This window comes from Polynucleobacter sp. es-EL-1, assembly GCF_018687975.1.
In the GTDB taxonomy this organism is placed as follows: domain Bacteria; phylum Pseudomonadota; class Gammaproteobacteria; order Burkholderiales; family Burkholderiaceae; genus Polynucleobacter.
This window is the reverse complement of sequence record NZ_CP061310.1, coordinates 1,588,178-1,607,615: the sequence shown is the minus strand read 5'-3', so window position 1 is coordinate 1,607,615 and position 19,438 is coordinate 1,588,178. Positions and strand designations below refer to the sequence as shown.

The following is a 19,438-nucleotide window of genomic DNA, read 5'->3' as shown; positions in this document are numbered from 1 at the left end:
TTAATTTGAAGGTTTATTGGGCGTAAGAGTGCCATTGGAATTGCTTGGTTGTGCATTGGGCAGATTTGGTTTGCTTTGCTCTTTTAATAAATTTTTGGTGCGAATGTTACTCATCGTATTGGCATCTAGTGGTTGCCCCTTTTGATCGAGCGGAATTACTTCGGGGTTATTCCAGGAACCTTGTACTAAATAGTCAGATTGCATCGTACGATTAATTTGATTGGTAATGAGATATTGACCTACTACCGCCCCCAACCCCACTATTGGATTAATAAGAAAGGCAGCTAAAGATCCTCCTGTGGCATCAATCGTAGGGAAGATGGTGATGCGAAGATCTTGCGTCTCTTGGGGAATATTAATTTGGCCGCTCATGGCAACACGCGCCTGATCCAAAATCATCGAAAACTGTTTAGCTTGGGCAATGCCTTGAGAAACTTCAAATTCACTAGAGATAGAGGTGAAGGCCGTTCCCTGTGAGGCTAGGTTTCCAAGGCTGCCTTTTAGATCTAAGGTGGCAAATCGAAAAAGACTCTGAAGACTAAGAACGTCCAGAAGCTTTGCTCCATCGCTATTTACCTCTAATAACCGGCCCTGCGCTAGATCTAATTTAGCAGTTCCGGACAGAGTATCAAAGTCGGGAGAAAAGAGTGGACTTGACCAAGTAAGGTTTGCAGTGACCTTTCCTGATCCCCCTTCTAGGGACTTGGGATTGCCCCAGCGAGCCACAATTTTTCCAGCATCCTTGATGCTCATGTCGATATTCATCTTGCTTTGCTCTGGACTTCCCACTTTTTTTCCAGACCAATGGCCGGTAATGAGTGAATCACCTTGTGCATTATTGATTTGAATTGAATCAACCTTCAGTAAATCTTGCGTGGTTTTTGATTTAATCTTGACTGACCCTAAATTCGCCTTAGTCCAGCTCATATCATCAATAGATACATTTAGACTAGGAATTTGATTTGGGCTCAGCAAACCTCTTTGTGCTCCCAAATTTTCTGCTTGTGTACTTTTGCCCGCAATATTGTCTTTCGAGACCCTGTCAACTCCAGCACGTTGATCTGGAATTTTGAGGCGCACCAGTTTGCCGCTGATAAAACCGCTAGGATGCTCCAGGCTCGATGGGTGCCACTGTATTTGACCGGAAAGCTGCGGAGCATTTAAACGGAGCTGCCAGATATTGTTTTTTTCAGTAGAGCTGAAATTGAAATCATTCCACTCGCGATCAAGTGCAATTAATTTTTTAATTTGGGCAGAAATTTGCATGTTTCTATCGGATGGCGTTATCTCTGCCTCTTTGGCCATTTTCTTATTGGGCTTTCCAGTGCCTAAAAAATCTAACCAGGTATCTAAATTAATTTCATTATTGACCAAGTGAACTGCGTACCCTTGCTCTGGTATGGGGGCGGGCGCTCCAATTCCAAAAGCGTTTCGAACCAGATTATTTGCCCCAACGTTACCTTGAATAAAGTATTGCTCACCAAGGTTGGCTGACCAATCCGCAAAAACGGAATTGCTTTTTTTAGCAGAGTAGGTCTTAAAACTGAATTGCCCAGTCATCGGAGTGCCCAATGTTTTTTGTGCGGGGGCGGGAGCTGAGCTAGCCCAATTACGTAAATCTATTTTGAGGTTGGTTTGACTGCCATCTTGATTAAAGTTGATCAGACCGGTGTAGTTGGCCGATCCGCTCATAGCATTGATTAAGGCTGGATTGACTTGTGAGCGAAGATTTTTACCAATATAGGATTTAATAAAGTTCGCGCTAATGTCTCCGCCGACTTTGAAGCTGCGATTCTCCGAAGTCGAGCTTGTAGATGAAATATTAAAGGCACCACCTAGAAAATTGGCAGTGATATCTTCAAATTCGGGATTCGTTTCAGTGATGCGCACTTTTCCTTTGAGGTTCTCAAATGGTGGAATATCAGCCCATTTCACGGTATTTCCAGGAAAGTCAAGTTTGGCATCAACTTTAGTTTCCGCATTCCCTGAGAGTGGAATATTTAGTCCAAGGTCAAGATTTAATGTGCCATTGACGGAAAGTTTTTTAACTAAATTGGGGTTTTGTACGCCGGCAGGAGATGCTGCGATGTATTCCATCATTTCAGAACCTTCGCCAGATACAAGACCATGAATGTTGAGGATTAGATTTTTTGCGCTGAGATTGGGAATTTGTGACTTCACGTCAGAGAGCGCGACATTCTTATATCTCGCTTGATCAATATCCACATTCAAAGTCGCTTGCTTCATATTAATGCTGCCATTGACGTTATTAAATGTAGACCAGACACCCTGCTTAGAGGGCAGCAAAGGCGCTGGCTTAAAGCTTGCCTGGGTAAAAGGTAAATTCAGGCTAAGTTCCCCAACTTTTCCCGCTGAAAAAGGAATGTCGTCAGGATTGCCTTTAATGTGCAATGAGCCATTTTGAATATCACCAGACTCAAATGCCTTGCTGAGATATTGACGACTGTCTTTGTCCATGGATACCGGTAGATATCGATACGCGGTATTGAGTTTCGCTCTTGCAAACTCCATATCCAGGCTCATTTGATCCGCTTGCTTGGGCCCACCAATGAGATAGCTCAGATTAAAGCTCGTATCAATCTCGGAATTGCTTAATGCCATATTTTTGGCATTAATTAACCATCCTCCTTTTTCTTTGCTCCAACTGAGATCACCTTTTGCGCTTTCAAGCTCAATATTGGGTGATGATAAAAAGTCATTAAGCTCAAAGCCCAGATTTTTGGAGTTGAGTGTGAAGCTACCTTGTTTTTGATCGCCCGATAGATTGCCAGAGAGATTGGAGACTGAGGGAATGGATTGATTGATTCCTGTAAAGCTAATATCGAATAATTTTGCTTGAACGGTAAAGTTCAATTTATTAGATGTCAGCCAATCACCTGGAATAGGTAGGGAGGATAATGCGGATTGATTTTCGGACCAGCTTACCTCTACATTGCGTAATTCACCATTAGCATTAGCGGCTTTAATCCAGCGATGAATTTTTTTGGGCAAGGGAAGGTTAAGGGCAAATAAACCAACATCTTTGACCATAATGTTGGGGGATGAGAATCCAAATTCTTTGATTTCGCCTCCAGCCGCAGGCGGCCTCCAGCGAAAGGTGATTGGGCTAAGATTGTCTAGTGGTGCATCACTTGGCATAGCGCTATTGCGCCATGCCAGCGTCTTGGTAGTAATGGAGTTAATCCCACGATCATTTTCCTGAATGAGGTTAGTCTCCAGTTTTCCAAATATCAGCGCATCCTCATCTTTATTTAGTTGTACTTTGAGTTGGTCGGCTGCAAGATAAAGTTCGCTTTGATCAATTTTTCCAGCATCTAATTTCAGGCTTCCTTTGGTATTTAATGTCCCGGCGAGATCTTGCAAGGGAAGTGCGATATCTTGGGTAAGCTGGCTAAGGTTTAATTCATCAATATTCCAAGTGAAGCTGCCAGCCCAATCTCGCCAATCTCCTACCTGGCCCGCTAATTGATGAGTAAAGCTTGCCTCAATATTGATGGGATTCGAGCTCCAAGGCGTGGTGGCTACTAATGCACTTTGATGTTGGCGAATGCCATTGCTAAGGCGAAATCGCTGAACATCAATTGCCGTTTTTAATTTGCGACCCTTTTGATCTAGCCAAAATATAGTGGCGTTATTGATTTGAATTTCATTTTGAGACAGTAGCCAATTTTCAGCAGAGAAATCATTTGGTTTGCCGTGGATGGGTATGCCCGCGACTGTAATTTCACCCGTGGCATCCCGCTGCACAGATAGCTGAACATTATCAAAAGTAATTTCATGAAAATAGGGTGCTAGATGATAGAAGGAGAGCCAGCTTAATTCCCCTTGAATATTTTCGATCAACAAGGGGGGTGGATTTTGCGATGACTCGGAGTAGTTAAAGCGAAGCCCCTTCACTTCGAAGCTTGGCCGAATACCAGTCCATGAAACTTGGACATCATCCATGCTGACCTTAGCACCTAGGCGCGCGCTCATTAAGCTCTCTAAGGTAGGCTTTGATTTTTCAATTTGTGGCCATAAAACAAAGCGAACCCCGAGATGACCCAGGATAAAGAAGGCTACAGCGACACCTGCCAGAATCAAGGCGCGTTTGCGCCAGCGACTGCCAAAACCAGGTAGACGTTTTTGCGGTGTACTCGGTAAGCGGTTGCGGATGATATTTCGAAGCATGTGCTCTATTATCCGTCAGCCTCATGGGCATCGCCAAGCTTCCTCGGTTTTACTTCTGAGTCGGATTAAGATGATGTCATGAGAGACTTTTCTGGCCAAATTGATTTTTTAAAGCAGCACTCGACTTATGCGCAGCGCTGGCTGAATGCTCGCCCAGATTGGGAGGATTGGCTCAAGCAAAAGGGCGCTCAAAATATCGATATTGATGGGATTTTGGAGCTTCTGAGCCCATGTCAGGCTGCTATTCTTGCCAAAGGTCAGGATGAGGCTCAATTTATGGCAGATCTACGGCTAGCCAGGCAGCGTTTGATGCTGTGGGTTGCCTTCCGCGACCTCAATGGTATGGCTAGCCTCCAAGAAGTAACCCATGCTTTGAGCCATTTTGCTCAAGAGGCGCTTGCTTTATCCATCTCCTATATTCGAGAGGATTTGCAGCAGCGCTTTGGCTTGCCATGGAGCGCGGTCACCGATCAGGAGATGCCCCTGATGGTAGTGGGCATGGGTAAGCTAGGCGGACTAGAGCTGAACCTTTCCTCCGATATTGACCTCATTTTCTTGTATGAGCATGAGGGCGAGACCAAAGGGGCGCCTAAAAGCTTGTCCTATCACGAGTGGTTTACGCGTATGGGTAAGCGTCTAATCCGCTTATTAGCCGAGCACGATGCGAATGGTTTTGTATTTCGGGTAGATATGCGCTTGCGCCCAAATGGCGACTCGGGACCGCTAGTTTGCAGTTTAGACATGCTTGAAGAGTATCTCTTAGTACAGGGTAGGGAGTGGGAGCGTTACGCTTGGATAAAAGGAAGATTAATTGCACCTTTACCCAGTTCTCCCGCCTATAAGCATTGTGAAAAAGAACTGGACCAACTGATTCGACCATTTGTCTATCGGCGTCATTTGGACTACGGCGTTATTGCCTCTATTCGTGAGCTACACGCACAAATTCAACATGAAGCAGAAAAGCGTTCATCTAATCATCATGGTCGCTCCAAAGACATCAAGTTAGGCCGTGGCGGTATTCGAGAGATTGAATTCTTGGCACAGATGTTTCAGTTAATGCGAGGTGGTACGGATCCGCGCTTTCGGATTCGCCCAACATTGGAGGTGTTGGAGCTAATTAAGCAGCAAGGTATTTTGCCTGCCCAAGATATTGAGTCTTTACAAAATGCTTATGTTTTCTTGCGTCGCTTAGAGCATCGCATTCAGATTTGGGAAGATCAGCAAACGCATTACTTGCCTGAAGATGATGCAGCGCGAACCCGTTTAGGTATGAGCATGGGCAATCTTGAGTATGCACCTGAGCAAAGTGCATTTATTAGTGAGCTCGAAAGACATCAGACGGCAGTTGCACAATTATTCGGTAAGGCTTTTTCGCTAGATGATAGTGCTAGGTTAGATAATGCCTCCTTACCTGCTGGTTGGGAGCCTGATTCTAAGATTTTTCCAGAGTCTGCAGAGCGTTGGTCAGCATGGGAAAGTAGCCCAAAGCAAAAGCAGTTGCCCGATAAGAGTCGCTTAATTTTTAACAATTTAATCTGTAAAGCTGCAGATATTTTGCAGGCAGATTGCCTCACTTCATCTAATGTAGATACGACTTTATTACGCTTTTTTGATCTCCTTGAAGCGATTGCCCGTCGCAGTGCCTACTTATCTATTTTGTCTGAATACCCTCAAGCGCTAGTTAATGTGTTGGCCTTATTGAGGGACTCTCAATGGGGCGCAGAGTATTTAACAAGACACCCCCATTTACTTGATTACTTGCTGAACTCGCGAACTGAGAAAGCATTAATTGAGGATCCTGAACAATATTGGCATGAGGTCAAGAAGACGCTAGATATGCGCCTAGATGATGTGATGCGTGATGGCGATGGCTCTGAGCAAGCGATGGATATTTTGCGCATTACCCATCACACGGAAACTTTCATTACCTTATTAGCTGATTTAGGCATTGGCGTAGATCAGGCTTTAACTGTAGAAAAGGTCAGCGATCATTTATCGGCGCTAGCCGATTTAATGCTACAAACCACCTTTGAGCGGGTTTGGCCCAGTGTTGCCAAAAAGTTTGACGTATCAGAATCAGTAGCTCCGCCGTTTGCTGTGATTTCCTATGGAAAACTTGGCGGTAAGGAGTTGGGTTATGCCTCTGACTTAGATTTGGTATTTTTGTATCAGGCTGAGGAGGCGGATTACGCAGCTCAGGAAGTCTATGCCTTGCTAGCCAAAAGAATGATTAATTGGCTCACTGCTTATACCTCGGCGGGAAGTTTATTTGAAATCGATACCCGGTTACGCCCCAACGGCTCAGCAGGATTCTTGGTTACTAATGCAGATGCTTTTAAAAAGTATCAAATGCGTGAAGGTGATAATGCTGCCTGGGTTTGGGAGCATCAGGCGCTGACTCGCGCTAGATTCTCATCAGGCAATCAGGTGGTTGGTGTGTTTTTTGACGCGGTGCGCTGCGAAGTATTGAGTCAAAAGCGAGACATTGATCAGCTTCGTTCAGAGATTTTAGAAATGCGCCGCAAGGTTCATGCTGGGCATCCCAATCCCAGTGCAAGCTTTGATTTAAAGCATGATGCTGGTGGTATGGTGGATATTGAATTCATCGTCCAGTTTTTGGTATTAGCTTATTCCCACGAGCATCCACAACTGATTGGTAATTTAGGTAACATCGCCTTACTTCGCATTGCCCAAGAGCTTGGCTTAATTAGTGCACAGTCTGCACTTCAAGTTGGCGATGCCTATCGTTTATTAAGGGCTAGACAACATCGCTTACGCCTTGATGGCGCAGAAAAGACCCGAGTAAATTTAGATGCTGAAATACAGCTCTTAGAGGCAAGACAATCTGTTCTGAAGCTCTGGCAAGAAATCTTTCATGCTCCTTCGAATGTCCCAGAAGCAATCTAAATGCGTTTAGTTTTGCTCAAGTAGCTCTCGTGCATGGCGACGAGTAGTATCAGTAATGGTTGCGCCACCTAACATGCGAGCTACCTCTTCAACTCGCTCAGATCTGCCCAGTGGGGTAACTTGAGACAAGGTTTTATCTCCAGATTGTGATTTGCTTACTTTTAAGTGGTGATTGCCTTGAGCAGCCACTTGTGGCAAGTGGGTCACACATAGAATTTGATGTGACTGTCCAAGTTGTCGTAACAGCTTGCCAACCGTCTCGGCTACAGCACCACCAATGCCAGCATCCACTTCATCAAATATCAGTGTAGGAGTAAAGGATGCTTGGCTCGTGATCACGCTAATTGCCAAGCTAATACGGGCGAGTTCTCCGCCGGAAGCAACTTTCGCTAAGGGGCGAGGCGTACTACCGGCATGACCTGCCACTAAGAATTCCACCTGTTCTAGACCATGAGCGCCACCCTCAGATAAGGGGCTTAATGCAATCTCCAACTGACCGCCTGCCATGGATAAATCCTGCATAGCGCTGGTCACTTGCTTTCCTAAATCTAAGGCTGCCTTGTTGCGCTTTTGTGTGAGCTGCTTTGCAAGCTTGAGGTAAGCAGTTTCTTCTGCTTTTACTTTGTCACGCAGGGCATCAATATTCTGAGAAGCTGTTAGAGCGTCTAGGCGATCTGTAGTTTCATTCAATAACTTGGGAAGATCATCCGCCTCAGTGCGATATTTTCTTGCGGCGCTATGAAGTGCTTGCATCCGCTCTTCAAGCTCGCTCAAGCGTGCAGGATCTAAATCCAGTTTTTGTAGGTAGCGATTGAGGCTATGGACTGCCTCATCAATCTGAATCTGAGCAGACTCCAGTGCCTGACTGATATCACTGAGTGCAGAATCATGTTCTGCGAGTGTGCCCATGTTGGTACATGTTTTAGAAAGGATTGATTCAACAGAATTATCTGCATCACTTAAGACATCAATTGTTTCTTGGCAGCCACTGATAATCTTTGCGCCATTAGCAAGACGTGCATGTTCACTTTGAATGCTGGCCCATTCACCCTCTTGCGGAGCAAGTTCAGTGAGCTCTTCCAGTTGCCACTCTAAGCGCTCTCGTTCACGCTCAACATCTTGGCCGGCATTTTCAGCTTGCGCTAATAGTCGACGAGAGTCATTTAATTTTTTAAATGACTGGGAGACATCATTAACCAAGTCTATATGATTGGCATGGCGGTCAAGTAATTCTCTCTGCGCTCCGCTTTTCAGAAGTAGTTGATGTGCATGTTGCCCATGAATGTCGACTAGTTGATCGCCAGCTTCACGCAGCTGGCTGACGGTTGCAACGCTACCGTTAATAAATGCGCGACTTCGGCCGTTGCTCTCAATTGTTCTTTTGAGGAGTAAGCTCTGACCGCTGTCCTCACTAGGAAAGCCTTGCTCATCTAACCAGCTATTAAAGTGCTCTACTTGGTCTGCTGAAATGCGAAACAGAGCGCTGATTTCAGCGCGATTGCTGCCTTCACGAATTTGACTGCCGTCAGCGCGTTCTCCTAATACCAGGCCGAGAGCATCTAGAAGAATCGATTTGCCTGCACCCGTTTCACCGGTGAGCACTGTAAAGCCGGAGGAAAAATCAAGCTCTAGTTGATCAACGATGACAAAGTCACGGAGCGAGAGGGTTTGCAGCATGCCTTAGCGTACCAAAAAATTCGACATCAGAATGTCGATGGATACTCATTCCAATGTAACTTTTCTCGCAAAGTCTTGTAGTCACTATGACTGCGAGGGTGGAGCAGGGTGATAGTTTTGGTGGACTGACGAACTTCAATCTTGTCACCACTTTGTAAATCAGTTTGAGATTGCATATCAAAATTGACAATAACTTCTCTGCCATCGACCACTTCAATGCTCACCACAATGTCTTGCGGTAAAACAATCGGGCGATTAGATAAGGAGTGTGGCGCGATCGGTGCCAATAAAATTCCCGCAACCCGTGGGTGCAGAATTGGTCCGCCAGCTGACAGTGCATATGCAGTCGAACCAGTCGGAGTTGAGACGATCAATCCATCCGAGCGTTGGTTATACATAAAAGAGCCATTCACACGCACTGCAAGTTCAACCATGCCAGAAATTCCAGAGCGGTTCACTACCACATCGTTTAGCGCTAAAGCACGGTTGATTTCTTGACTGCCTCGCAGCACAACGGCATCTAGAAGGGTGCGGGTATCAGCTTCGTATTCGCCTGCAATAATTTGAGGCAGAACAGTTTCCACGTTTTGAATGGGAATATCAGTCATATAACCCAAACGCCCCATATTGATTCCTACCAAAGGGACATTACTACCAGCTAACTGACGACCAATACCGAGCATGGTGCCATCACCCCCTAAAACAACCGCCAGATCAATGGTGCCTGCAAATTCTTCTACTTTTTTGCTTGGAAAGCTGGTGAGACCGAGGTTGACTGCAGTGGCTGACTCCAGAAATACCTCACAACCCTGCTTGGAAAGGAAGGAGGCAAGATCATTTAGGCGTTCTTGCATTCCATCTGCCTGGTATTTACCGACGAGGGCAACCCGGCTAAATGCCTTTTTGATGGAATTTTGGGATGGGCTTAACATATAACGATTAAACCATACGCATAAAATCCCTTCCACTATGGATGATCGTTCTCGCGCCTTACTTAAAACACTCATCGAGCGCTATATCGAGGAGGGCCAGCCTATTGGCTCGCGTACCCTCTCCCGATTCTCAGGTTTGGATCTATCGGCAGCCACTATCCGCAATGTGATGGCTGACTTAGAGGATATGGGCTTGGTAACCAGCCCCCATACCTCAGCTGGTCGCATCCCCACCCCTAGAGGCTATCGCCTGTTTGTCGATACGATGGTGACGGTACGCCCTTTAGAAGAAATCGCTGCCCGTGAGGTAGAAAAAGGACTTTTGCCAGATTCACCTCAGAGGGTCCTGAACTCTGCGGCGCAAATTTTGTCTAATCTGACTCACTTTGCCGGGGTAGTGATGACTCCTAAGCGGGCGCAGGTATTTAAGCATATTGAGTTTTTGCGCCTTGGTGAGGGCAAGATTTTGCTGATTATGGTCACCCCAGAAGGGGATGTGCAGAACCGTATTCTGCCAACTACCCAAGATTACACCCCAAGTCAGTTAATTGAGGCGGGCAATTACATCAACAGCCAATTTGCTGGTAAAAGTTTTGCGCAGGTTCGTGCGCACCTAGTATCGGATTTGGATAATCTACGTAGTGATATCTCTGGATTAATGGCCTTGGCTTTACATAGTGGCGTAAGTGATTACGGTATGGGCCAAGGGGATATGCTCCTGTCCGGTGAGAGGCGCTTACTCAATGTGGGCGATCTCAGCACCAATTTGGATAAGCTTCGTAAGATGTTTGACATGCTTGAACAAAAATCAGTGCTAATGCAGTTGCTCGATGTTTCAAGTCATGCCGATGGTATCCAGATTTTTATTGGTGGCGAAAGTGACTTGTTGCCCTATGAAGACTTAGCAGTCATCAGTGCGCCCTATAGTGTTGATGGCCAGATTGTAGGCACTTTGGGTGTAATTGGACCAACCCGGATGGCATACGATCGCGTTATTCCAATTGTCGACATTACTTCTAAATTGTTGTCTGGTGCGTTGAGCTCTTAGATAGCAATATTTTTTTATTTCTTTTGAGACGGATTCCCATTGAACCAAAATCCCCATTTACGCCCTTCAAAGACGGCAGTTTTATTACTGAATCTTGGAACGCCTTCGGCACCAACCGCAAAAGCAGTGAGAGCTTATCTCAAAGAATTTTTATCCGATCCACGCGTGGTAGAAATTCCGCGCGTGATTTGGTGGTTCATCCTGAATGGCATTATTTTGCCGATCCGCAGCGGTGCATCGGCGAAAAAATATGCCTCAATCTGGTTGCCAAAGTTAGGCTCGCCATTGATGCATTACTCACGCCTTCAAGCAAAAGAGTTGGGCGAGAAATTTGCTAATCACGGCGAAGTGGTGTTGGTCGATTTAGCCATGCGTTATGGTGAACCCTCCACTCAGCAAGCCCTTGAGGCTCTCCAGAAGCAAGGTATGGAGCGTCTCTTGTTGTTGCCCTTGTACCCACAATATTCTGCAACGACTAGCGCATCGAGTTTTGATGAAGTGTTTCGGGTGCTGGGTACTTGGCGCAACCAACCGGAACTGCGTTTAGTAAAGCACTATCACGATAACCCTGCTTATATCTCCGCTTTACGCGACCAGGTACTTAGTGCGTGGGATAAAGATGGGCGCCCCGATTTTGCGAAGGGCGATCGTTTGGTGATGTCATTTCATGGCTTGCCTAAGCGCAATCTCATGAAGGGTGACCCTTATCATTGTGAGTGCCTAAAAACAGGTCGTCTGCTGGGTGAGTCCTTAGGTTTGGAGCCCGGGCAGTATTTGGTAACTTTTCAGTCGCGTTTTGGTAAGGCGGAGTGGCTCAAGCCCTATACAGCTCCTACCATTGAACAGCTGGGCAAAGAAGGTTGTCAGCGAGTGGATATTTTTTGCCCAGGCTTTCCCGCAGATTGCTTGGAGACTTTGGAAGAAATTGCCATGGAGGCACGTGAGATCTTCTTAGAGCATGGCGGAAAAGATTACCGCTATATTCCTTGTTTAAATAGCAACCCAAAGTGGATGGATGCTCTCTATGAAATTGCCCAAGCGCACTTGTCTGGCTGGTCTTTGGGTCAAGAGTCGGAAGAGGAGTTAGCGCAGCGCGATCGCCGTGCTGAACTGGCTAAATCAAAAATTGCTTAAACTGAGTACTACTTGAAATCATTCTAATTAATCCCCATATTGATGAGAACGAGCCATTCTTATAGAAAAGTGAATTTGTATCCATGACCCAAGAAAATCAAAACCCCACGCCCGAACAGGAAAATTCCGTAGAGACTTCAGCGGATGTGAGCGCTGAGCAGGCTGCCGCTGAAGTAAAAACCCCTGAGCAAGAGATTGCTGAGCTTAATCAGAAGCTTACAGAAATGCAGGACAACTTTCTGAGGGCCAAGGCTGAGGGTGAGAATATTCGCCGCCGCGCCGCAGAAGATGTTTCAAAAGCCCATAAGTTTGCTATTGAGAATTTTGCGGAGCACCTAGTTCCAGTAACGGATAGTTTGTATGCTGCATTAAATGCAGAAGCTGTAGATGCAAAAGCATTTAAAGAGGGACTTGAAATTACCCTGAAGCAGCTTTTATCTGCATTTGAAAAAGGCAAGATGACGGAAATTAACCCAGCTATTGGTGATAAGTTTGATCCGAACCATCATCAGGCTATTGCCTCTGTCCCGTCAGATCAAGAGGCCAATACCATCGTTTCAGTACTGCAAAGGGGTTATTCGATTGCTGATCGCATCTTGCGACCTGCTTTGGTAACGGTGAGTGCCCCGAAATAACGCATTAGAGTGGCCAAAACGATGGATTTTTAGGTTTTAGAAGGGTTTTTAGTCAAAAAGCGGCATCAAAAGGGCAGATTTCTGCCTTTTTTGCATTTTTAGCCCTTGAAATCCTCTTAATAGCCCCCATTTATTGGATATCGATTTATTCACAGTTTTAAGAAGTTACACATCACTTAATTTTTGGAGCCATTATGGGAAAGATTATCGGAATCGACTTAGGAACCACTAACTCGTGCGTTTCAGTCGTTGAAAACAATGCACCTAAGGTCGTTGAGAACGCCGAGGGCGCTCGTACAACACCATCGATCATTGCTTATGTTGAAGATGGTGAAGTATTGGTTGGGGCACCTGCAAAACGTCAGTCAGTAACCAATCCTAAAAATACTATCTACGCGGTGAAGCGTTTGATGGGTCGTAAGTTTACTGATCCAGAAGTGCAAAAAGACATCAGTTTGATGCCTTACAAAATTGTGCAAGCAGACAATGGTGATGCTTGGGTTGAAGCGCGTGATAAAAAAATGGCGCCACAACAAGTATCTGCAGAAATCCTGCGTAAGATGAAAAAGACTGCCGAAGATTATCTTGGTGAAGAAGTGACTGAGGCAGTGATTACTGTCCCTGCTTACTTTAATGATAGTCAACGTCAAGCAACCAAAGATGCCGGCCGCATTGCTGGTTTGGATGTCAAGCGCATCATCAATGAGCCTACTGCAGCTGCATTGGCATTTGGCTTGGATAAACAAGACAAAGTAGATCGCAAGATCGCTGTGTATGACTTGGGTGGCGGTACATTTGACGTATCCATTATTGAAATTGCCAACGTTGATGGTGAAAAACAGTTTGAGGTGCTCTCCACAAACGGCGACACCTTCTTGGGTGGTGAAGACTTTGACCAACGCATTATTGATTGGATCATTGCTGAGTTCAAGAAAGAACAAGGTGTTGATTTGAGCAAGGACGTATTGGCATTGCAGCGTTTGAAAGACGCTGCTGAAAAAGCCAAGATCGAATTGTCTTCTGCACAACAAACTGAAATCAACTTGCCTTACGTAACTGCTGATGCAGGTGGTCCAAAGCATTTGAACCTGAAGCTTACTCGCGCTAAGTTAGAGTCTTTGGTAGAAGAGCTAATTAACCGTACGGCTGGTCCTTGCTTGACCGCAATTAAAGACGCTGGCGTCAATGTGGCTGACATCGATGACGTAATTTTGGTCGGTGGTCAAACCCGTATGCCTGCAGTACAAGAAAAAGTAAAAGAGATTTTTGGTAAAGAGCCACGCAAAGATGTGAACCCAGACGAAGCAGTTGCTGTTGGTGCTGCGATTCAGGGCTCAGTATTGTCTGGCGATCGTAAGGACGTATTGCTCTTGGACGTTACTCCATTGTCATTGGGTATCGAAACCTTGGGCGGCGTAATGACCAAGATGATTCCAAAGAACACCACTATCCCTACCAAGCATTCACAGGTTTACTCCACAGCGGAAGACAACCAGCCTGCGGTAACGATCAAGTGTTTCCAGGGTGAGCGTGAGATGGCTGCTGCCAACAAATTACTCGGTGAGTTTAATTTGGAAGGTATTGCACCAGCACAACGCGGTATGCCACAAATTGAAGTGACTTTTGATATTGATGCCAACGGTATTTTGCATGTCACTGCAAAAGACAAAACGACTGGCAAAGAAAATAAGATCACGATCAAGGCAAACTCTGGTTTGACTGAAGAAGAAATCCAGCGCATGGTGAAAGATGCTGAAGCGAATGCTGATGAAGATAAAAAAGCATTGGAATTAGTAACAGCGCGCAACACTGCTGATGCACTGGCTCACTCAACCAAGAAAGCTTTGGAAGAGCATGGTTCTGCTTTAGAAGCCTCTGAAAAAGAAGCTATTGAAGCCGCCTTGAAAGAGTTGGATGAAGCAATCAAAGGCAGTGATAAAGCAGCCATTGAAGCAAAAACTGAAGCTTTGGGTAAAGCAAGTCAGAAGCTTGGTGAAAAAGCCATGGCTGCTGAGCAAGCTAAAGCCGGTGGTGCCGCTCCTGGTGAAGCCCCCGGTGGATCACAAGGTGCAGCCCCAGACGCTGACGTAGTGGATGCGGACTTCAAGGAAGTGGATGACAAGAAGTAATCCCTGATATTGAAAGCCATTTAACGCAGTTTGGAAGTACTTAAATAACAAGTCGGCCTCGCGCCGACTTGTCTCATTGAGGTAGTTGAGAGGAATAGGCCGTGCCTAAAAGTAAACGCGATTATTACGAAGTACTTGGGGTTGCAAGAGGTGCTAGCGATGAAGATCTGAAAAAGGCTTATCGTAAGTTGGCGATGAAGCATCACCCTGATCGCAATCCCGATAGCAAAACATCTGAAGCCCAATTTAAAGAGGTTAAGGAAGCGTATGAGACCTTAACCGATCCTAATAAGCGCGCTGCTTATGATCAGTATGGTCACGCAGGCGTTGATCCTTCTATGGGTGGATTTGGCGGAGGCGGTTTTGCTGGCGGGGGTTTTGCCGATGCCTTCGGTGATATTTTCGGCGATATATTTGGACAGGGTGGCGGTCGTCAGTCTGGACCGCAGGTATATAAAGGCGCTGATCTTCGTTACAACATGGAGATCACTCTTGAACAAGCGGCCGAGGGTTACACCACCCAAATTCGGGTTCCTAGTTGGAGCAATTGCAAGACTTGTAATGGCACTGGTGCTGAACCTGGCAGTAAGCCAGAAAAATGTACAACTTGTGATGGCCATGGCCAAGTTCGGGTGCAGCAAGGTTTCTTTTCCATGCAGCAAACTTGCCCAAAGTGTCGTGGTACTGGTGAATATATTCCTAAGCCTTGCAAGACTTGTCACGGCAGCGGTAAGCATAAAGAGCAAAAAACACTTGAGATTAAGATCCCTGCGGGAATTGATGATGGTATGCGCGTTCGCTCTGTAGGGAATGGCGAGCCAGGCGTCAATGGTGGACCATCTGGGGATCTCTATGTTGAGGTCAGGGTAAAGCCACACAAAGTCTTTGAGCGTGATGGTAGTGACCTGCACGTGCAGATGCCAATTTCATTCGCCACTGCAACTGTGGGTGGCGATATCGAAGTGCCAACCTTATCCGGTCGAGTAGAGTTCCCAATACCGGAGGGCACTCAAACTGGAAAAACTTTCCGTCTGCGCAATAAAGGCATCAAAGGTTTGCGCTCGACTTTGGTCGGTGATTTATTTGTGCATGTAGCAGTGGAGACTCCTGTCAAATTGACGGAGGAGCAGAAGAAATTACTGAAAAAGTTTGATGACAGCCTCAAGTCTGGTGGCGACAAACATAACCCCCATCAAAAGGGTTGGTTTGATGGGGTGAAAAACTTCTTTAGTTAATTGTTAAAGAAGTTTTTATCGAAACTAGCCAGCAAAGCCGTGTTCGGGCCCAGGGAATTTTCCGGATTTTACTTCTCGAACATAGGCTTTGACTGCTGCCTCAATGGAGGAGTGGCCATCCAGAAAGTTTTTGACAAACTTTGGTGGTTTACCAGGGCTAATACCCAGCATATCTTGCAGGACTAATACTTGCCCTGAGCAATCTGAGCCTGCGCCAATTCCGATTGTTGGAATGGAGAGTGATTCAGTAATGTGTTTGCCTAGAGAGGAGGGGATTGCCTCGAGCACAATCATTTGCGCGCCTGCTTCCTCACAAGCAATGGCTTGCTCTAGCATCAGGCTGGCAGCATCTTTAGATTTGCCTTGGACCTTATAGCCACCTAAAAGATGTACTGATTGCGGAAGCAATCCTAAGTGAGCACAAACAGGCACGCTACGCTCTACCAAATACTGAATGATTTGGATCTGCCAATCGCTGCCACCCTCTAGCTTCACCATATCTGCTCCGGCACGCATCAGCTCTGCTGCTGAGTCTAATGCTTGGACTGGGTCTCCATAACTGGCAAAAGGAAGATCGGCAATAACAAATGCATGGGTATTAGCACGCGCTACACATGCGGTGTGATATGCCATTTGCTCTACTGTGACTGGGGTGGTACTGCTATGGCCTTGAATCACGTTACCAAGTGAATCGCCAATGAGAATGCTCTCTACTCCGCAGCGGTTCAGTAAGGCTGACATGGTTGAGTCATATGCAGTCAGCATAGTAATTTTCTCGCCCTCTAAATGCATAGAGAGCAGCTTAGAAATCGTGATTGGCTTTTCGCCTTGTAAGTAACCCATGGCGAGAGTTTAATGAATTAATGCGCCGATTGGCTATAAACCGCTTTTTCACCACAATTACAGTTACGGCAAGGCAGTTTTTCGATGCGCTGATCTGCAACCTGGGGAAGGTAAGCCTTTAATTCACCAAACTTGGGTAGGAAAAAATCAGGAGCGATTTCCAATAATGGCAAAAGTACAAACGACCGTTCGATGATTTTCGGGTGGGGAAGTGTCAGATCGGAATCGTCCTGTGAGACGCCTTCAAATGACAAGATATCAAGATCTAAAGTGCGAGGTGCATTTTCATAAGGACGCTCACGACCAAATTCTTGTTCGACAGCTTGACAGACATGTAGCAGGCCATAGGGAGTCAATTGAGTTTCAATCTCAATCACAGCATTGATATAGTCGCCGCCAGTAGCTTGATAAGGTGCGCTCTGGTAGAAGCAGCTTTTTGCCAGAATTTGTAGTTCACAGCGTTGAGCAAGGCAAACAATTGCGTCAGTAATGAGCTGACGCGTATCGCCTATATTCCCACCAAATCCAATAAAAGCTCGAGCCATGCTCATTCCAAACTATAGAAAAAACGACACCCAGTGTTCGAGCTACTTTACTGAATTTTTCTCAAGTCTGCTTAACTTGTTGCGCCTTCTGGTGGGGTGGCTACTTTAGCCTTTCTGCGGCGGCGTCGCTTGGCCGGCAAGGCGCCAGTTCCCATGTTGCCAGTATCTTTTTTAGCGCTGGCCATGAGAGCCTCTTGACCCGCAGAATCTGACTCGATGAAGTTCGTCCACCACTCACCCAATGCAGGGTTTTGTTCGCCAGTGGCACAACGCAGCAACATAAAGTCATAGCCGGCCCTGAAGCGAGGGGATTCTATCAGGCGGTAGGGGTAGCGACCAACCCGTTTTTCAAAACGGGGTTGCATGGACCAAATCTCCCGCATATCGCTCTCAAAACGACGCTGAATCACCATACCGTTACTTTGGCTGGCAATCGTTTCGTCCATGGCATCCAGAAGGGCGGGGACATTAGACACCCCTTTAGCAATATTCTTTTTCCAATTACGCAGGAGGTCGGGCCATAACAAGGTGGCAAAGAGAAAGCCGGCAGAAACACTTTTCCCGGCTTGAATGCGCTGATCGGTATTAGCGAGGGCAATGCGTACAAAATCATTTGCCTCTTTAGAGCCTTCTTTGCTGTCAAGGATATGATCTAGGAGCGGCAGAAGGCCATGATGTAGGCCTGCATCACGCAAGCCTTGAATGGCTGCCCATGAATAACCTGACATCAAGAGTTTGAGGATTTCATCAAATAGCCGGGCTGATGGCACGTCATGAATCAATTTCCCTAGCTTTGAAATAGGCGCCAGTGTTGCTGCGTCTAAAGTAAAGCCAGTTTTAGCAGCAAAACGAATGGCCCTCAGCATTCGAATAGGGTCTTCACGATAGCGTTTGGCAGGATCACCAATCATGCGCAAAGTTTTCTTTTGCATGTCTGCCATGCCGCCGTGATAGTCGAGCACGGTTTCTGAGGCGGGATCGTAGTACATGGCGTTGATGCTGAAATCACGACGTGCTGCATCTTCATGCTGACTACCCCACACGTTATCTCGCAAGATACGCCCGTTTTCAGCGACGTGCTCCCCGGCATTTTCAAGTAAGGCTCGGAAGGTCGAAACTTCAATAATTTCTGGTTGACCTTTGCCAAAGAAGGTAACGTGTACGATCTGAAAGCGACGGCCAATTAAGCGGGCTTTACGAAACAGTTTTTGCACCTGTTCTGGAGTGGCATTGGTTGCCACATCAAAATCTTTAGGACTAATTCCTAAAGCTAAGTCCCGGACCGCGCCACCGACAATAAAAGCCTCATAACCCGCCTGCTGCAGGGTTTGAGTAACTTTGACAGCATTTTTGGATAGTAAGTGGGGATCAATCCGATGGGATTTTTTAGGAATACGTTTTGGTGCACCGGAGGTATGGGCCGCAGTATGTCGGACCATGGGGTCACGGCGCAGAATCCGCTTAATAAATTTTGTAATCATGCAAATAGTTCAAGTATGGGCCAGTTGCGCTTTTGGGCTTCTTCGCGCAGGCGAGTATCTGGATTAGTGGCAACAGGATGGCTCACTCTTTCTAAGAGGGGTAAGTCATTCATGGAATCTGAATAAAAGTAACTATGAGTCAACTTTTCTAATGCTAAGTTTTGACTGGCAAGCCAATCATCCACTCGTTGAATTTTCCCCTCTCGAAAACTAGGGATCCCTTTTACCTCGCCAGTGAAGTTGGCTAAAGGATTGTCATTCAGGGTGGCGGGCTCAGTTGCAACTAAGTGCTTGATACCAAAACTTTCGACGATGGGGCGAGTAACAAAGCTATTGGTTGCGGTTACAACACAGCAAAGATCACCAGCATCCTGATGGCGCTTGACTAAATCTAGCGCCGATTGCCTGAGCTGTCCAGTAATCACTTCCTTCATGAATGCATCATGCCATTCTGTTAACTGAGCGCGAGAATGTTCTGAAAGGGGCTTTAATGCAAAGCGCAAAAACGCTTGAATATCGAGCTTGCCATCTTTATAGTCTTGATAAAAGCGTTCATTTTGCTCAGCATAGTATTGACTATCAACGACCCCAATACGGGCTAAGAACTGGCCCCACTCGTAGTCGCTATCGCAGGGAAGAAGGGTGTGATCTAAGTCGAAAAGTGCTAGTTGAGTCATTAAT

The 19,438-nt window shown here is 46.2% G+C and carries 13 protein-coding genes; 6 read left to right on the top strand and 7 right to left on the bottom strand.

Features of this window, described 5'->3' with window-relative positions; genetic code table 11:
- On the bottom strand, positions 1 to 4,191 hold the full coding sequence (locus FD974_RS08215) for a YhdP family protein (protein ID WP_215364177.1): 4,191 nt from the start codon (positions 4,189 to 4,191) through the stop codon (positions 1 to 3).
- 78 nt (positions 4,192 to 4,269) lie between these two features.
- On the opposite strand from FD974_RS08215, the gene glnE reads away from it, so the two are divergent.
- Positions 4,270 to 7,098 (top strand): bifunctional [glutamate--ammonia ligase]-adenylyl-L-tyrosine phosphorylase/[glutamate--ammonia-ligase] adenylyltransferase, encoded by a 2,829-nt coding sequence (gene glnE, locus FD974_RS08210; RefSeq protein ID WP_215364175.1) that lies wholly within the window; start codon positions 4,270 to 4,272, stop codon positions 7,096 to 7,098.
- A gap of 6 nt (positions 7,099 to 7,104) precedes the next feature.
- Here the strand turns inward: glnE and recN are convergent, their stop codons facing one another.
- Together recN and FD974_RS08200 are read right to left on the bottom strand one after the other, a co-directional pair.
- On the bottom strand, positions 7,105 to 8,775 hold the full coding sequence (recN, locus tag FD974_RS08205) for a DNA repair protein RecN (protein WP_215364173.1): 1,671 nt from the start codon (positions 8,773 to 8,775) through the stop codon (positions 7,105 to 7,107).
- 26 nt (positions 8,776 to 8,801) lie between these two features.
- Positions 8,802 to 9,707 carry an NAD kinase gene (locus FD974_RS08200; protein WP_215364171.1) on the bottom strand — a complete coding sequence of 302 codons (906 nt, stop codon included), beginning with the start codon at positions 9,705 to 9,707 and terminating at the stop codon, positions 8,802 to 8,804.
- Between the two features lie 37 nt (positions 9,708 to 9,744).
- Here FD974_RS08200 and hrcA point away from each other — a divergent pair, with 37 nt between their 5' ends.
- From hrcA to dnaJ, 5 genes are all read left to right on the top strand, one after another.
- Positions 9,745 to 10,755, top strand: coding sequence for a heat-inducible transcriptional repressor HrcA (hrcA, locus tag FD974_RS08195; protein WP_215364169.1), 1,011 nt, complete (start codon positions 9,745 to 9,747; stop codon positions 10,753 to 10,755).
- Between the two features lie 39 nt (positions 10,756 to 10,794).
- Entirely contained in the window at positions 10,795 to 11,889 is a 1,095-nt protein-coding gene (gene hemH, locus FD974_RS08190) for a ferrochelatase (protein ID WP_215364167.1), read from the top strand.
- 83 nt (positions 11,890 to 11,972) lie between these two features.
- The gene (grpE, locus tag FD974_RS08185; protein WP_215364165.1) at positions 11,973 to 12,524 is read left to right on the top strand and encodes a nucleotide exchange factor GrpE; all 552 of its coding nucleotides are present in this window, start codon (positions 11,973 to 11,975) and stop codon (positions 12,522 to 12,524) included.
- Positions 12,525 to 12,718: 194 nt separating this feature from the next.
- Complete coding sequence (gene dnaK / locus FD974_RS08180; protein WP_215364164.1) at positions 12,719 to 14,653, top strand: molecular chaperone DnaK; 1,935 nt, start codon at positions 12,719 to 12,721, stop codon at positions 14,651 to 14,653.
- 101 nt (positions 14,654 to 14,754) lie between these two features.
- Positions 14,755 to 15,888, top strand: coding sequence for a molecular chaperone DnaJ (dnaJ, locus tag FD974_RS08175; RefSeq protein WP_215364163.1), 1,134 nt, complete (start codon positions 14,755 to 14,757; stop codon positions 15,886 to 15,888).
- A 24-nt stretch (positions 15,889 to 15,912) separates the two neighbouring features.
- Here the strand turns inward: dnaJ and panB are convergent, their stop codons facing one another.
- The 4 genes from panB to FD974_RS08155 all read right to left on the bottom strand — a co-directional run bounded on the left by panB (position 15,913) and on the right by FD974_RS08155 (position 19,434).
- A complete protein-coding gene (panB, locus tag FD974_RS08170) occupies positions 15,913 to 16,731 on the bottom strand; it encodes a 3-methyl-2-oxobutanoate hydroxymethyltransferase (RefSeq protein ID WP_215364162.1) in 819 nt (272 codons plus the stop codon).
- A gap of 17 nt (positions 16,732 to 16,748) precedes the next feature.
- On the bottom strand, positions 16,749 to 17,276 hold the full coding sequence (gene folK / locus FD974_RS08165) for a 2-amino-4-hydroxy-6-hydroxymethyldihydropteridine diphosphokinase (protein WP_215364161.1): 528 nt from the start codon (positions 17,274 to 17,276) through the stop codon (positions 16,749 to 16,751).
- 71 nt (positions 17,277 to 17,347) lie between these two features.
- Positions 17,348 to 18,757, bottom strand: a complete 1,410-nt coding sequence (gene pcnB / locus FD974_RS08160) for a polynucleotide adenylyltransferase PcnB (RefSeq protein ID WP_215364159.1) — start codon at positions 18,755 to 18,757, stop codon at positions 17,348 to 17,350.
- Positions 18,754 to 19,434, bottom strand: a complete 681-nt coding sequence (locus FD974_RS08155; protein WP_215364157.1) for an HAD family phosphatase — start codon at positions 19,432 to 19,434, stop codon at positions 18,754 to 18,756. The genes pcnB and FD974_RS08155 overlap by 4 nt, the downstream gene beginning before the upstream one ends.
- Between the last annotated feature and the right edge of the window lie 4 nt (positions 19,435 to 19,438).

Excerpts from the sequence above, each read along its gene's own strand:
- FD974_RS08215 (WP_215364177.1), bottom strand. The coding sequence starts at position 4,191 with ATGCTTCGAAATATCATCCGCAACCGCTTACCGAGTACACCGCAAAAA.
- glnE (WP_215364175.1), top strand. The coding sequence starts at position 4,270 with ATGAGAGACTTTTCTGGCCAAATTGATTTTTTAAAGCAGCACTCGACT.
- recN (WP_215364173.1), bottom strand. The coding sequence starts at position 8,775 with ATGCTGCAAACCCTCTCGCTCCGTGACTTTGTCATCGTTGATCAACTA.
- FD974_RS08200 (WP_215364171.1), bottom strand. The coding sequence starts at position 9,707 with ATGTTAAGCCCATCCCAAAATTCCATCAAAAAGGCATTTAGCCGGGTT.
- hrcA (WP_215364169.1), top strand. The coding sequence starts at position 9,745 with ATGGATGATCGTTCTCGCGCCTTACTTAAAACACTCATCGAGCGCTAT.
- grpE (WP_215364165.1), top strand. The coding sequence starts at position 11,973 with ATGACCCAAGAAAATCAAAACCCCACGCCCGAACAGGAAAATTCCGTA.
- dnaK (WP_215364164.1), top strand. The coding sequence starts at position 12,719 with ATGGGAAAGATTATCGGAATCGACTTAGGAACCACTAACTCGTGCGTT.
- panB (WP_215364162.1), bottom strand. The coding sequence starts at position 16,731 with ATGGGTTACTTACAAGGCGAAAAGCCAATCACGATTTCTAAGCTGCTC.
- folK (WP_215364161.1), bottom strand. The coding sequence starts at position 17,276 with ATGGCTCGAGCTTTTATTGGATTTGGTGGGAATATAGGCGATACGCGT.
- pcnB (WP_215364159.1), bottom strand. The coding sequence starts at position 18,757 with ATGATTACAAAATTTATTAAGCGGATTCTGCGCCGTGACCCCATGGTC.
- FD974_RS08155 (WP_215364157.1), bottom strand. The coding sequence starts at position 19,434 with ATGACTCAACTAGCACTTTTCGACTTAGATCACACCCTTCTTCCCTGC.